Source organism: Nostoc sp. WHI (assembly GCF_015714725.1).
GTDB lineage: Bacteria > Cyanobacteriota > Cyanobacteriia > Cyanobacteriales > Nostocaceae > Nostoc.
In genome coordinates this window covers 1-14,128 of record NZ_WBKM01000200.1, presented here as the reverse complement: position 1 = coordinate 14,128, position 14,128 = coordinate 1, and the positions used below count along the sequence as shown (strand labels likewise).

Sequence of the window (14,128 nt, the reverse complement as noted above, 5' to 3'; positions counted from 1 at the left end):
CCCCACTCCCCACTCATCTCCCCCCGTTCGCGGCGTTGCCCTCGATTTGAACCAAGCGCGTCTAGCAATTCGCCAATTGCCAGATCGTCCGGGGATGGCGGCGAAGCTGTTTGGATTGTTAGCGCAACATAATATTAGCGTTGACATGATTATCCAATCTCAGCGCTGTCGGGTAATTGATGGCGTTCCCAGGCGAGATATTGCTTTTACAGTCTCGCGGATGGATGGGGAAAGCGCAAGAGAAATGCTCACTCAAGTAGCGGCAGAGTTGGGATGGGGTGAAGTTGTTTTAGATAGTGCGATCGCTAAGGTGAGTATTGTGGGTGCAGGGATGGTAGGACAACCAGGTGTTGCTGCTAAAATGTTTGAAGCCCTAGCCCAACACCAAATTAATATTCAAATGATTGCTACCTCAGAAATAAAAATTAGTTGTGTTGTGGCACAAGAGCAAGGTGTTAAGGCTTTACAAGCCATTCATACCGCCTTTGAACTTGCTGGTAGTGAGAAATTTGTCGTGCCAGCGTAGAACTAAGTTTTGTTAGCGCAGCGTAAAGCCTTCTCTACGAGAGGCTGCGCCAAAGCTTAGAGCGAGTCCACGTACTCCTACAGAGAAGCAAGCTACGCTTTTAGCGTCTCGTAAGAGAGCGTCATTTTAAATTGCTTATTATCTATTTCTGAAATGCCATTTTTCCATCATGGCTACTATTTCTGAAAGTCGGCGTTCACCACACCAAACTAAATCAAGTTTTTTGAGTTGATCAAGGCTGATACCATCTTCTTCCTCAGCAATACGGTGATATTCTTTATCTCCCATTGCTGCTAATAAATGCTGAAAGATCATAATTTCATCGAACTGGGGATTTGTCTCTGGATCGTTTAAGATTAGTATCGCTCGTTCCGGCGACAGTTCTTGGAGAGTATTGAAAATAAACCGTGTGGGAAAGTCCGCATCTTTAAGTTGGGGATGGCGCGACACTAATCCAGCCAACAGCACTCCTAGATAAGCCGCAGCTTGGGAATTACTCAGTACCTGCATCTGTTGGATGGCAATCTCAGTCAAATTAGTAAAAAATGCACACCCTAACTGCTGTTCGATGGTAGTAACTGGATCTAAAACTAGCAAAGATTCTAACTGTGCCTCAAATGATGCCCGATGCTCTTGTGGCACTTGGCTAAGTAAGATTTGCTGGGCGCGATCGCCTACAATTATCATGCCATCCAATCCAGAGCTAAAGTCTTTGCCAGGTTCCAAACCTTCACCCAATAAGATTTGAAAGATGTTACTTTGAGCTTTTTCCTCCATCTGTTCATATTGGGCTTGTCCAAGAAAAATTTGACAAAACCAACTGTGGCTGTGAGAATCGCATTCGACCATTACCTCGTTAACAATCAAATTAGTTAACTTTTCCGCTCCCAGAATGCTTTGCCACTCTACAATCAAGCTCCTAATGCCAGCTATATCGCGGCAATTGAGCGCCTTGAGCAATTGACGCTTTGCAGTACCTAGCAGGTATTTTTTTCGCCCAAATATGTTGATTTTCAATCTTCTATGTGGGGTTTTGGATAATTCAAACTGCTATTTTTTTACTCTATTCGAGAATTAGGTGTCATGGGTAGGATTGCTGAAAAATCAGGATTAAAATAACCTTACTATCGACTTACCTGCTTTCCCAAGTGTAGTTTAATGCACAAATCTTACTCAAGCCTGGTAATATATAACCGTATTGAGTCTATAACATTCCTTCGATGAGAGAAAAATATTACTAGCAATATGCAGTATTAGCTAATTATTAACACCTCTACGTGCCAAAATGGCATTAACTTTTTTCTCTTAGAAAAAATATTTATATTTTAAAATCACCAGTAATAACCCGTAAGCTATAATTAAACAATTTATCAGACTATATTTATATTGATGAGTAGTCATTTACTAGATGGACATTATCGAATACTAAAAGTTCTCAATGATGGTAAAAAGGGGAAAACGTATGTAGTTGAAGATGTTAATCTTCCTGGTAGCCAATTTATAGTAAAGCAGTTACTTCCTCCTAGTAGCAATCCCCAAAGTTTAACAATCCTGCGCCGCTTGTTTGCCAGTAAGGCAGAAACTTTAGAAAAACTAGAACAGGAACACAACCAAATTCAAAAGCTAGTTGCTCATTTTGAAGAAAATGAAGAATTCTATATAGTCCAAGAATTCATCCCCGGTAATCCTTTCACCGACGAAATTATCCAGGGACAACCTCTGAAGGAAGACCAAGTAATTAGTCTTTTATCAGAAATATTAGAAATTTTGGTCACTATACATAGTTATGGCGTGATTCATCGAGATATTAAACCAGCAAATATTATTCGCCGAGAGTCAGATAAAAAGTTAGTTTTGGTTAATTTTGGTGCTGTCAATGAAGCCATGAATAATCCCATTGGCAATCTCGAATATACGCCTATAGAACAAGTTAACAGCAACCTTAAGTATAATAGTGATATATATGCTTTAGGTATAGTTGCGATCGCCGCACTTCTAGGTTTACCAACAAACCAAATATCTAAATTACGAAGCCAGAAAAATCGACTGACAGGTGAAATAGTTTGGCGTAACAAAAACCTGAAAGTTGACAGAAAACTAGCAAAAATTATTAATAAAATGGTGCGTTTTAACTATCGTCAGCGCTATCAGTATGCGACTGAAGTTTTAGACGATTTGAAAAAGATCACAAATCATGAACCTGATCGGCAAAAACAGCATCAGAAAAAATTATTGCTAGTTCTAACGGGGGTAGCTGGCTGTATCACACTTGGAGTTGGAACTTGGTTTTTCCAGTCGCCAAAACCTGTAATTAATGCTCAAAAAAAATCATATCAAGAGGGAGTAAATAAATATGAGGCAGGAAACTATGAAGGAGCAGTTAAAGATTTAAATCAGGCTATTGAACTAGAACCACAAAACGCTTTAGCTTATAATAAGCGAGGCGATGCTTATTATCGATTAGGAGACTACGAGCAAGCACAAGCAGACTCTACCCAAGCCATTTTGCTCAATCCTCAAGATGCTAATGCCTATTTTGATCGGGGATTTGCTTATTCTGAATTAGGTAAATATAAAGAAGCGATCGCTGACTATAACCAAGCGATTAAGTTAAATCCTCAGAATGCTTATGCTTACTATGGACGAGGTATAGCCCGGACTCAGCTTAAGGATAATAAAGGGGCAATTGGAGATTTTAGCAAAGCGATCGCTCTCAAACCTCAGTATACCGAACCCTACTTGCAGCGAGGGATTCTCCGCCGTCGTCTCAAACTTAGACAAGCAGCAATCCAAGATTTTGATACAGTAATTAAGATTAATCCTAGTGATGCTAAAGCTTATTATCAAAGGGGTTTAACTCAATTTATTAATCAACAAAAATATGCAGCACTTAAAGATTACACGGACGCAATTAACATCAATCCCAAATATATAGAAGCCTATCTTAATCGTGGTGATATTTACAGTGATCTGGGAAATAAACTAGAAGCTGCTGAAGATTACAACACTATTTTACAGATTGATCCTAAATTTATTGCCGCTTACATCCACAGGGGTATTCACCGCTTTTCTTTTGGAGATTATAAAGGCGCTATTGAAGATTACACCCAAGCATTGAAATTAAATCCTAATGATGTAGCAGCTTACAACAACCGTGGGAATGCCTATCTCGAATTGGGAAATAAAAAAGCTGCAAATCAAGATTACTCACGAGCGATCGCCATTGATGCTAACAATGCCTTAGCTTACTATAATCGGGGTGTAATTCGCGCCAAGCAAAGGAATAAACAGGAAGCGATCGCAGATTTCACAAAAGCCGCAAAACTATTTCAACAGCAAGGCGAAAAAGATAGTTATCAAGATGCACAGAGAGAAATCGCACTTCTGCGAAATAAGTCAGCACCAGCGAAAACTACTCGTTATAGATTTAGGAAAAGAGAAAAAAATTGAGATTCCCAAGGTAGGCTAATATGTTAAATTGATGTATGCAGCTATTAGTTAATAAACTGTCCCTCTCAATGATTCAGTATCAACGGGTTTGATTAAGTAAGTCTGCAAAAAATGCCCAATTATGGAGGCTATCAGAGGTAATTTTTGGCAGAATTTTACAATCTTCGGGCGAGCGCTTTTGTTAATCTCTGCTAGTTTCAGATTAAGCTCAGAACACTGCTCCAATCGCCGGAAAAACTCTGGGTGATTTGTATTCAAAATCAACGGAAATGCGCGTGCGGCGGTGTTATTCGTCTCTTGAATGACTCTGGTATTATATTCGCGCGGATCTATGCCAATGGATTGATAAAATGTTGCCCGTTCAAATACTGTTAAAGTGTGGGTAGCAAACACACTCAGCAAAAAGAAACGCATCCACAACCTAGCTCTCCAATTATTCCATAGTTGAGGTTGCGTAGACGCAAAGCCGCTTGTCGGCAGACATCGCAGCAACGCTTTAAAGAAATCTCCATGTCGATTTTCATCCTGACACCAACTTTCAAACTTACGAAACAAGGGATAAATTTGGTGTTCTGGATGTTTTTCCAGATGACGATATACCAAAATATAACGCCAGTAACCAATTTTCTCTGATAAATAAACTGCGTAAATAATCCACTCTAGAGGAAAAAAGGTATAAGTGCGATTTTGGGTTAAATAACTTAAGTCGAGGGAAAGATTAAAATCTGCCATTGACTTATTCAAAAATCCTGCATGACGCGCTTCATCCCGTGCCATAAAATTAAAAGCTTCTGACAGAATGGGATTACCGTTTTTCAGTCGGCGCGACAATTCTTTGAACAGCAAAAATCCAGAAAACTCTGAGGTGCAAGAACGTTCCAGAAAATCAATAAAGGCGACGCGTGTTTCCCCGTCGATGTGATCCCAACACTGTTGAAATTCTTCATCACGGACAAAATGATGCCGATTATAGTCTGCTCGTAACTCTTCTACAATTGCCAGTAACTCAGTCTCCTGCGCCGAAATATCCAATTGCGCCGCAGCCTCAAAGTCAGTGGTGTAAAACCTGGGTGTTAGTAATGTTTCTCGAACAGGCGCTTTTACACCTTGTTTCAGCAACTCAGGTTTCGAGTTTTCCAGAGACTTAACCATGAGAATCCTTTGATTATTGTATGCTTTAAAAGTTATATAACCATAAATAGACTATTGAAGACATCAGTTAAATTATTGAAAGTAAATTGTAAGAAATAAGCTTAACGTCTAAGCTAGACTTTGTACATAACTAATGACACATCATTACTTTTGCTAGATACAAATATCTTGACAATGGATATTCAAAAAATTTTATGTGATGATTGCAAAGACAATACTGGTTCAGGAGCGAACTGCTGGTGCTAATTCTACTTGATAAAAATCTGCGTACTGGTTAGAAATAGAAATTATGGGCGTTGCATAAATACGGGATGATTTTATGGATTTTTCTTTGCGCCTTTGCGCGGCAGTCGCTACAACGGGGAGAACCCCCGCAACGCGCTGCCTTGCCTTTGCGTGAGATATTCATCCCTTAATTCAGCAATGCCAAATTGTGTATTCAGACTCCTGGCTCGTCAAACAATAAAAAAATATTAATATATTTGTAGTTATATATAAATTAATAGTTAAATAATATTAGGAGAAATAAAAATAGCTGGGGTCTACATCGGCAGTGGTACTTGCTGGATAGAATGATGCAGATCCTCTCTAAACCTAGAATAACAAACTTTTAGCTGGCACTGGTAGACATCCTGAGTCGGTAACTGCCCAGAAACCTTACGCTTGAACATCCTCATCCCTTCATTCATTGGAAAGCAACTCAATGGTTTTTCTATTACCTAGTGTCAAGTTTGATTTGGATTTGATCCAAAAGTACGACACTCGCGCACCCAGATACACCAGTTACCCGCCCGCTACAGAGTTAAGCGAAACATTTACCCAAACTGATTTTAAAGCTGCGATCGCTGCCTCAAATCAACGCAAAACTCCTCTATCTTTGTATTTTCACATACCTTTTTGCCAAAGTGCTTGCTATTTCTGTGGCTGTAACACGGTAATTTCCAACAATAAGAATATTGCCAAACCTTACTTAGAATATTTAATTCAAGACATCAAAAACACCGCCGCTTTAATAGATTCAGACAGAAAAGTGCTGCAAATCCACTGGGGAGGTGGTACTCCTAATTACTTGGATCTTGAACAAGTAGAATTTTTGTGGAAAAACATCAATTGCTACTTCAACATTGATTCACAAGCAGAAATATCAATTGAGATTAATCCCCGCTATATCGATAAAAACTATATTTTCTTTCTGAGAGAGATTGGGTTTAATCGTATTAGTTTTGGCATTCAGGATTTTAATCGTCAAGTTCAAGTAGCTGTGAACCGTGTGCAGCCAGAAGAAATGCTATTTGATGTTATGAGTTGGATTAAAGAAGCTAAATTTGAAAGTGTGAATGTAGACTTAATTTATGGTTTACCCTATCAAACCCGCAAGACATTTAAGGAGACGCTGAAAAAGACTATTGAATTAGATCCTGATCGAATTGTTGTCTTTAACTTTGCCTATGTGCCGTGGCTGAAACCTACACAAAAAAATATTCCTGAAGAGGCGCTACCCCCAGCAGAAGAAAAGTTAGAGATTCTCAAAATGACCATTGAAGAATTGACGAATAACCAATATCTATTTATTGGGATGGATCATTTTGCTAAAACTAATGACGAACTAGCGATCGCTCAACGCAATGGCACTCTAAAACGCAATTTCCAGGGCTACACTACCCACGCTCAGACAGAACTCTTTGGTTTTGGTGCTACATCCATCAGTATGCTAGAAGATGCTTATGCTCAAAACCATAAGGAATTAAAAGATTATTATCAAACACTTGCATCGGGTGCTTTACCTGTTAGTAAAGGTATTAAGCTAACTCAAAATGATATCATTAGACGGGATGTTATTATGTGTATAATGTCTCATTTTCATCTTCATAAGCAAGACATTGAAAACAAATATCATCTCAGTTTTGATGAATATTTCTCTGATGAATTAGAGGCGTTACAGCCACTAGAAGCCGATGGTTTGGTCAGTTTATCAAAAAATCATATCCAGATTACAGACATTGGTAGATTATTAGTCAGAAATATTGCTGTCATTTTTGATACTCATACAAGAACACGAGAGTCAAAATTCTCACGCGCCATTTAAAACAGTAATCATAGGACTTACGCAAAACTACACGCTGTAGGGGCAATTCATGAATTGCCCCTACCTGAAAATCAAGGTTTCGGCTATTGTTTGCCTAAGTCCTATAATCAGTGAATAGTGATCAGTAATAGCTATTCACTGATTAATTGATTTGCACCCATTCTGCCTTCTTCACGCAGTTTATAAAGTTTTTAAATAAAGAGTTGGCAAAAACCCTGATTGATTATTTGTAATTACGGATAATTAATGATGAATTTTAACGAAACTTTTGGGCATTTTGATAAGTAAATATTTTTGACGCATCTCCAAAAAGTTAGAATATGTTTACATCTTAAGATAGATATCAAGCAACATAGATTAATTTATTAGTTTTTAATTCTACAGCCAATAAGGTCTATAACTATAGACTCAATAAATCATTATTGAGCTAGCAAAAATTTTGTTTAACATTTTTATGCTACAAATGCCAATTCTAAATTCTAAATGTAAAATTTTTTGTATTACTTTTGGATTTAGCATTTATCCCATCTGGTAGAAAGAATTGTGAATCAGAGTTGATAACTTAGATACATGTGAGATTGTTGAGGCGGTTATGAGTATTATTGCTTGGGTAGTTTTAGGACTAATCGCTGATTAGCAACTATCAACACTCACATGACTACTGTATTTTATTGGTCTTTTAGTTCACTAGTTTCAGAAGCTATCAAATCTCAAATTAGCTCTATCTGGAAAAATACTAGAAGACAATAAAATAGCCTATCCCTTCTCTAACATCATAATTTTTGGAAGTGTAAATCTATGTTTTTTCACAAGAAAGACCCTATTCATTCAGTTAACGTTAGTGAAGCTAACCCTCGTTTTGCTCAGTTACTTCTAGAGCAGTTTGGCGGAGCTACTGGTGAACTTAGTGCAGCATTGCAATACTGGGTTCAATCATTCCATGTCGAAAATGCTGGAATTAAAGATATGCTCCAAGACATTGCCATTGAGGAATTCGGCCATCTAGAAATGGTTGGAAAACTCATTGAAGCTCATACCAAAAATGTAGATCAAACAGAGGCTTATAAAAGTACTCTCTTTGCAGTTCGCGGGGCTGGGCCTCATTTTCTAGATAGTCAGGGTAGTGCTTGGACTGCAAGTTACTTGAATGAAGGCGGAGATGTAGTGCGTGATTTAAGAGCTAACCTTGCAGCTGAAGCTGGCGCTCGTCAAACTTACGAAGCATTGATCAACTTGGCAACTGACGAAGGAACGAAAAAGACTTTAGTACATCTGTTAACACGAGAAATTTCTCATACCCAGATGTTTATGAAAGCTCTAGATTCACTAGGTAAGTTGACAGATCCATTCTTTGGTAATATTAAGCCAGATGAAACCGTTGCTCTTTACTACAACCTATCTACAAACGGTGATGGTAAAGATGAGCGTGGCCCTTGGAATTCGGAGCCAACATTTAAATACGTTGCTAATCCGCTAGAAAGTCATTCTTAATTGCAGAAGTTGCAGTTAGAGGTAGGTTGATTTGAGGTAAAGATATTTTCGGCAGATTCTTGAAAACTCCAAATCATCAAGGTGGGCAAATAGCCCACCTTCTTGGCAATTTTTAGGCAGAATTTAGCTCTATCCAACCTATCGCAATCCTAAATCATTCGTGAACAACAAGATTCCTGATTTATTAAAAAAATCTGGGATTTTAGCCGAGGAGTATTTGTTCGTGATTAACTAATTTTAGGGAAATTATACCGATATTCAGCCACACTTAATAAGTCAGAGCGATCGCTCCTTCAATATCTACCCCAACATTTCTGAATTTAGAAATTAATTAACCCAAAATCAAGACTTAGAATCAGGAGATTGATTTGTGATCGTCAACGCTACCCAAAATGGTTGGGAAGTCATTTATCATCGTGCCCATGCTTTATTAGCAGCTCAACTGGCAGGACAGTGGCGACGTAAAGATGCTCCAGCACGGTTGTATGAAACAATAGCTGCAATTTCCCATCATGATGATCTAGAAAAAGAGTGGGAAGAGGACGTTATTACTAAATCCGGTGCGCCAAAGGACTTTACCCTAGCCTCAGATGCCGATATGGATGCTGGTGTTAAGAAATTGGCTAATTTGGCAAAGAATGCCCTCTACCGGGGACGCTGGGTGGCTCTATTAATTTCTATGCACATCAGTCGTTTAAATGAACCAAGCCGGGGTCAAAGTTCAGAACTAGACAAACTTTTAGATGAGCAACTTCAAAACCAGCAACTTTGGCGCGAGGAACTAGAGATTGATCAGGAAAAAGTTGATGCAGCCTATGCATTTATGCAATGGTGCGATCGCCTTTCTCTGATCCTCTGTCAGCAGGAACTCCCTGACGATGAGCGGTTTTTAGAAATTAGCAAGGGCCCTGAAGGTCAGCGCTATGACATAATGCAGCGCAGTGATAACTTGGTTGTTGTCAAACCCTGGCCTTTCCAAGACGAGCAATTCACGGTCAATGTCGAAGCCTGTGACCTCTCTCAGGTTAAGTTTGAGACTAGCACTGAACTAGTTCAAGCACTACAAGAAGCCCCTATCAAAGTACTAGAGTGGACATTTGTTAAGAGTTAGATACATTTTGTGAGTAGTCGATTACCCCTCTCAATGATGATATTTTACCATGTTTGACGGCAAATAAATTTGCCGTTAGCGCTACATCTCTGCTTCTTGGAGACAGAGTTTTGTGCCTATCACGTAAGCCGATAAAAAAGAGCCAAAGAACTAGCTCTATGGCTCAAGCTGGAGACAAAAGAGTTATCAAATAAAAGCTAATTTGGGTAAAAACCTAAATTCTTCCCAGATTATGCAGCCCTAAGACAACGCCCACTCCTAAGATATGACCAAAGGCAGTAGTTGCTAATAGGGCAGGTAAACCAAAACCGCCAAAGAGGTTAGCAGAAGGTAGTCCTGGTTGCGTGCTGGGATACTTGATGGTGGATTTGCCAAAGGCAATGGCAAAAATATTGGCGAGAATTATAATCACCCCAACTGCCGGACTCCATTGCAGGGGTGCAGTTGCAGCAGCGAGTAAGGTTGAAGTAAACACCTGATTTGCTCCTGAAATTTATTAATGATTGAAAATATAATCTGAATATTTCCGAAACAAATTCAAGAAAATATCCGATTTTGCATTAATATTTAACAGTTATTCTCACTACTTAATACAAAAAGCTTCCTGTTGCAGCTTTTTGAGCAATATCTGGCAGGAAGCAACACCGCTAAAAGTGTGAATATCCCACCCAATCTTGCACGGGAGCATTTCAGTCTACCGTAACTTTTCTGGCGCTGGTAATAATTGTTATCGCTTACCTCATACTAACGCGATCGCATTAATTATCTGAATTTGACAACTTCTAGTAAATTAAGAGCTGTTATCTCAAAGGAAAGTACAGGCGCGTAGGCGCAGCCCGCCGTAGGCATCGCTCTAAAGATAATTTACACTCAAGATAATATCGATTATTTGCAGCTTCTGTTATGTCCTCAACTCTAGATTCTTTGCCACCCGCGCTTGCTAAAATTGTCCAGCGCTTTCAACGCGCTTCCGAACCGAAGCGACGCTATGAACAGCTACTCTGGTATGCTCAGAAGCTCAATGAGTTCCCGGAGGTTGATAAATTACCCGAAAATAGAGTTCCTGGTTGTGTGTCTCAAGTTTATATCACAGCAGTCTTAAATGACGGTAAGGTTGTATTTGGGGGTGATTCTGATTCCCAATTAACCAAAGGATTAGTAGGGCTTTTGGTTGAAGGATTGGATGGACTAACACCGACTCAAATTGTGCAACTTACTCCAGATTTTATTCAAGCAACAGGTTTAAATGTTAGCCTGACACCTTCCCGCGCTAATGGATTTTACAACATTTTTAAAACCATGCAAAAAAAAGCATTGGAATGTAAGTTAGATTTGCCTAACTAAACGGATAAGTGCAGATAACTATCAAAAGTTACAGCGATCGCCTTTGAAATTCACTTTTTCTGTGTATTTCTAACCTTCCACGTCCATCATTTTCGCATAAACTAATCAACGAATGGGCGTGGTGAAATTGGCAGCAAATAAATTTTTAAATAATCCGTTGTTAGCGGTAGGCATTCTTCTCTTTGTGAATAAAAGCGATCGCTCTCTACCGATAGATGGCATCATCAATTGTAGCTCTGAAGAACTCACCCTCCGATTCAAACCGCTCAGTGCCGAAATACCATCCAATTCGCAGATGGGTGGGAATGGTGTAGCCGCAGAATGTGTCCTCTGACTCTACAATTCCACCGAAGTCTACATAATGAAACTCAGAGCCATCAAGCTTATTCCATCGAGGTAGCTTGAAAGTTTTGAGCCGACCCGTTTGATCGATGGTGAAATCTAGTTCGGCTCTCTCACCTTGCACTACAAAACTGGAATGTAAATGCGATGAATCCGTTGTTGTCCATGACACATCATCACCACAAAACACAGATGGCAAACACACTGACTCAGACTGAAGACGACCAACCGCAGACCGCGTAATATCGGAACCAGTTGCGGTCATGACAGGGAACAATCCTAGAAGTTTCCATTGCATTGAACCTACACCGTCTATAATCCGATCCGATCCCACAATTGGCAAACCGTTCATCCACGCCGTAGCACTCCAAATCAGTCCGCGCTCCCAGCAAATAACTTGCTCTGCTTTGAATGGAATCCAATTCTTTAATTTGATTTCGCCGTGCATCTGCAATCTAACCGCAGATGCGATCGCAGTTGCAGGAGCGATCGCGTGTTCGAGATATCGTCTTGCTGCTTCTGGTAGGTGAGAGCGTTCATTTGAGCAGAATGGGCGATCCTTAGATATCGCCGACTCCCACAGCGCATCAAGGGAAAGTTGTTTAGTCATCATTGCCTCCACCATTTAGTTAATTAAATATTTCTGGTTGAAATGATACCCGCCTTTGATTTGATCAAAATTGAACTAGCGATCGCAAAGCAAAATAATTACCAAATAATTGTTACCAACTTTGCAGCAAAAATATTTTGATCGCAAGTTAATAAAGCTACTTGATTTCCTTTACTCTCTACAACTAAAGCTGTTGATACAATTTGGCGATCGTGCATTTCATTGATAGAGGTTAATTCTACACTTTTTTCAATGACATCATAATCCAGTGGATGTATAAAAACTCGTTTATCATTTTTAACAACCTTTAACAAGGCATCAACAGAAGGAATCGAAGTTTTACCACGACTAACGATCCATACCGACTCCGCCAAGGCGATCGCAGGCAAAATTAATTCACTGGTTGCATCGGAAAGAATAGCTTTTACAATAGGGCTTAAACGAAAATTACCTTCTAAAAACCAGATTAGGGCATGGGTATCAAATATATATTTCATGTTGATAGATTCATGTCTAACTCAGAGCCTCGTCAGCATCGCCATGAAACTCAGCATCTTTGAAATCAGACTCGGTGGATTGCTGAGAACCTGAAAACATACCAAAAGACATAAGCTGACTATCTAGACTGACTGATTCAGAAGTTAAAAAAGTTACAAAAACTTGGCTTTCAGTAATATTTTGTGGGACTTCAGCTAATTCGATTTTGCCGTTTTTATATATTCCTTGAATTGTTTGTAACATATGGGTTGCGTTGAGGAACCTGAGCGATCGCTAATAAATCATGGCACTAGAACATTTTAGCTAAAATTTGACAGACTCAAAACCTTCTGTATGCTATAAAATTAGTTGTGAATGGCACGATCGCATAGCTTAAAATAATTCCCGCCTTTAATTTGATGAAAATTAAACTAGCGATCGCTATTCATCAATCAATATTTAAACCTAACCTACAGCAAACTCAGTATCAGAGCGCACCCTAACAGGTTGAAAACCCAAAACTATATCTTCATGTGGTACACCCAATTTTAATAACTCATAGGCAATACCATCTTCCGTACCATCATATTGAATCCAAATCTTGCCATTTTTAATATCCAAATGTAGCAAACATCCATAATCCCTAATATCGTTCTGCTTCCAACCCACATACACCAATTGATAGCGATCGCGCTGCGTATCAAAAATAGGTTGAGCCTCAACATCTTTTGCCGATTTCATCGAGCGATCTGCTTTTGCTTGGATTAGTTGTTGAATATATTGCCTGTAAAGAGCTACTTTATCCATTGCTCAATCGTCTCCTTTTCTAAGTCATAAACTAAAAGTTTAATTTGACTGCGTTCTACCACTCTATTAATAAAAGCTAAGTTAAAAAAGGTTTGATAAACAAAACGAGGTACTGCTAAATATAAAATTCGCTCTGGATCTTCATCTTCTAAAGCATACCGATAATCTAAAAAGTGTCCATGCGCCAAATGAAAATCAGAAATCCTTGAGGGACTAATAAAACTTTTCACCTCAACCGCAATTTTATCATTTCCCCTTTCGGCACCAATAATCTGTTCCGCCCCAATGTCTATATACATTTCAACTCCACCTATACGTAATTCGTATGGATCGTGAGTTATTTGCCATCTGTCTTTTTCAAGAGCGCGTTTAACTTGCTCGTGATACAAATCTTTTGCCATATTATGGGTTGCATTGAGGAACTTGAGCGATCGCTAATAAATCACGGTACTAGAACATTTTAGCTAAAATTTGATGGACTCAAAACCTTCAGCGCGATAGCCATGCACAAAAAACCTATGCTGTATAGCATTCGCTATTGCAATACTTTTCGGTTAAGGTGCACAGTCCTTAATTGATCCCCCTTAGTCCCCCTTAAAAAGGGGGAAATAGAGTCATTCTTAGCCCCCCTTTTTAAGGGGGGTTGGGGGGATCGAGTCTTAAGCGAACCGTATTGTTTGCTATCGTCCCAATTACTAGATTGCGATGTCTACGACGGGCTACGCCTACGCA

15 protein-coding genes are annotated in these 14,128 nt (G+C 39.2%); 6 read left to right on the top strand and 9 right to left on the bottom strand.

Annotation, left to right across the window (positions count from 1 at the left end):
* The coding region (locus F8S12_RS20130) for an ACT domain-containing protein (RefSeq protein ID WP_196517862.1) at positions 1 to 526 on the top strand (526 nt) is incomplete at its 5' end.
* 138 nt (positions 527 to 664) lie between these two features.
* Here the strand turns inward: F8S12_RS20130 and F8S12_RS20125 are convergent.
* Entirely contained in the window at positions 665 to 1,543 is an 879-nt protein-coding gene (locus F8S12_RS20125) for a hypothetical protein (RefSeq protein ID WP_196517861.1), read from the bottom strand.
* 372 nt (positions 1,544 to 1,915) lie between these two features.
* Here F8S12_RS20125 and F8S12_RS20120 point away from each other — a divergent pair, with 372 nt between their 5' ends.
* Positions 1,916 to 3,976 carry a serine/threonine-protein kinase gene (locus tag F8S12_RS20120; RefSeq protein ID WP_196517860.1) on the top strand — a complete coding sequence of 687 codons (2,061 nt, stop codon included), beginning with the start codon at positions 1,916 to 1,918 and terminating at the stop codon, positions 3,974 to 3,976.
* Positions 3,977 to 4,024: 48 nt separating this feature from the next.
* On the opposite strand, the gene acsF is transcribed toward F8S12_RS20120, so the two are convergent.
* Positions 4,025 to 5,128 (bottom strand): magnesium-protoporphyrin IX monomethyl ester (oxidative) cyclase, encoded by a 1,104-nt coding sequence (acsF, locus tag F8S12_RS20115; RefSeq protein WP_196517859.1) that lies wholly within the window; start codon positions 5,126 to 5,128, stop codon positions 4,025 to 4,027.
* A 542-nt stretch (positions 5,129 to 5,670) separates the two neighbouring features.
* Complete coding sequence (locus F8S12_RS41690) at positions 5,671 to 5,799, bottom strand: hypothetical protein (protein ID WP_269144835.1); 129 nt, start codon at positions 5,797 to 5,799, stop codon at positions 5,671 to 5,673.
* Positions 5,800 to 5,831: 32 nt separating this feature from the next.
* On the opposite strand from F8S12_RS41690, the gene hemN reads away from it, so the two are divergent.
* The 3 genes from hemN to F8S12_RS20100 all read left to right on the top strand — a co-directional run bounded on the left by hemN (position 5,832) and on the right by F8S12_RS20100 (position 9,816).
* A complete protein-coding gene (hemN, locus tag F8S12_RS20110) occupies positions 5,832 to 7,214 on the top strand; it encodes an oxygen-independent coproporphyrinogen III oxidase (RefSeq protein WP_196517858.1) in 1,383 nt (460 codons plus the stop codon).
* A 798-nt stretch (positions 7,215 to 8,012) separates the two neighbouring features.
* Entirely contained in the window at positions 8,013 to 8,705 is a 693-nt protein-coding gene (locus tag F8S12_RS20105) for a manganese catalase family protein (protein WP_196517857.1), read from the top strand.
* A gap of 370 nt (positions 8,706 to 9,075) precedes the next feature.
* Positions 9,076 to 9,816: a DUF3891 family protein gene (locus F8S12_RS20100; protein ID WP_196517856.1), complete on the top strand. Its 741-nt coding sequence runs from the start codon at positions 9,076 to 9,078 to the stop codon at positions 9,814 to 9,816.
* A 214-nt stretch (positions 9,817 to 10,030) separates the two neighbouring features.
* Here the strand turns inward: F8S12_RS20100 and psaK are convergent, their stop codons facing one another.
* Positions 10,031 to 10,291 (bottom strand): photosystem I reaction center subunit PsaK, encoded by a 261-nt coding sequence (gene psaK, locus F8S12_RS20095; protein WP_196517855.1) that lies wholly within the window; start codon positions 10,289 to 10,291, stop codon positions 10,031 to 10,033.
* Between the two features lie 428 nt (positions 10,292 to 10,719).
* Between psaK and F8S12_RS20090 the strand changes: the two genes are divergently transcribed.
* The gene (locus tag F8S12_RS20090; RefSeq protein ID WP_196517854.1) at positions 10,720 to 11,160 is read left to right on the top strand and encodes a SufE family protein; all 441 of its coding nucleotides are present in this window, start codon (positions 10,720 to 10,722) and stop codon (positions 11,158 to 11,160) included.
* Between the two features lie 205 nt (positions 11,161 to 11,365).
* Here the strand turns inward: F8S12_RS20090 and F8S12_RS20085 are convergent, their stop codons facing one another.
* From F8S12_RS20085 to F8S12_RS20065, 5 genes are all read right to left on the bottom strand, one after another.
* Positions 11,366 to 12,115: a DUF6920 family protein gene (locus F8S12_RS20085; RefSeq protein WP_230968142.1), complete on the bottom strand. Its 750-nt coding sequence runs from the start codon at positions 12,113 to 12,115 to the stop codon at positions 11,366 to 11,368.
* A gap of 95 nt (positions 12,116 to 12,210) precedes the next feature.
* Positions 12,211 to 12,609, bottom strand: coding sequence for a type II toxin-antitoxin system VapC family toxin (locus F8S12_RS20080; protein WP_196517853.1), 399 nt, complete (start codon positions 12,607 to 12,609; stop codon positions 12,211 to 12,213).
* 16 nt (positions 12,610 to 12,625) lie between these two features.
* A complete protein-coding gene (locus F8S12_RS20075) occupies positions 12,626 to 12,853 on the bottom strand; it encodes a hypothetical protein (RefSeq protein ID WP_196517852.1) in 228 nt (75 codons plus the stop codon).
* Positions 12,854 to 13,054: 201 nt separating this feature from the next.
* Complete coding sequence (locus tag F8S12_RS20070) at positions 13,055 to 13,396, bottom strand: XisI protein (protein ID WP_196517851.1); 342 nt, start codon at positions 13,394 to 13,396, stop codon at positions 13,055 to 13,057.
* Positions 13,384 to 13,797: a XisH family protein gene (locus F8S12_RS20065; RefSeq protein ID WP_196517850.1), complete on the bottom strand. Its 414-nt coding sequence runs from the start codon at positions 13,795 to 13,797 to the stop codon at positions 13,384 to 13,386. The genes F8S12_RS20070 and F8S12_RS20065 overlap by 13 nt, the downstream gene beginning before the upstream one ends.
* Positions 13,798 to 14,128 lie beyond the last annotated feature (331 nt).

Coding starts and splice junctions, on each gene's coding strand:
- F8S12_RS20120 (WP_196517860.1), top strand. CDS start 1,916: ATGAGTAGTCATTTACTAGATGGACATTATCGAATACTAAAAGTTCTC.
- F8S12_RS41690 (WP_269144835.1), bottom strand. CDS start 5,799: ATGTTCAAGCGTAAGGTTTCTGGGCAGTTACCGACTCAGGATGTCTAC.
- F8S12_RS20090 (WP_196517854.1), top strand. CDS start 10,720: ATGTCCTCAACTCTAGATTCTTTGCCACCCGCGCTTGCTAAAATTGTC.
- F8S12_RS20080 (WP_196517853.1), bottom strand. CDS start 12,609: ATGAAATATATATTTGATACCCATGCCCTAATCTGGTTTTTAGAAGGT.
- hemN (WP_196517858.1), top strand. CDS start 5,832: ATGGTTTTTCTATTACCTAGTGTCAAGTTTGATTTGGATTTGATCCAA.
- F8S12_RS20070 (WP_196517851.1), bottom strand. CDS start 13,396: ATGGATAAAGTAGCTCTTTACAGGCAATATATTCAACAACTAATCCAA.
- F8S12_RS20085 (WP_230968142.1), bottom strand. CDS start 12,115: ATGATGACTAAACAACTTTCCCTTGATGCGCTGTGGGAGTCGGCGATA.
- F8S12_RS20075 (WP_196517852.1), bottom strand. CDS start 12,853: ATGTTACAAACAATTCAAGGAATATATAAAAACGGCAAAATCGAATTA.
- F8S12_RS20105 (WP_196517857.1), top strand. CDS start 8,013: ATGTTTTTTCACAAGAAAGACCCTATTCATTCAGTTAACGTTAGTGAA.
- F8S12_RS20065 (WP_196517850.1), bottom strand. CDS start 13,797: ATGGCAAAAGATTTGTATCACGAGCAAGTTAAACGCGCTCTTGAAAAA.
- acsF (WP_196517859.1), bottom strand. CDS start 5,128: ATGGTTAAGTCTCTGGAAAACTCGAAACCTGAGTTGCTGAAACAAGGT.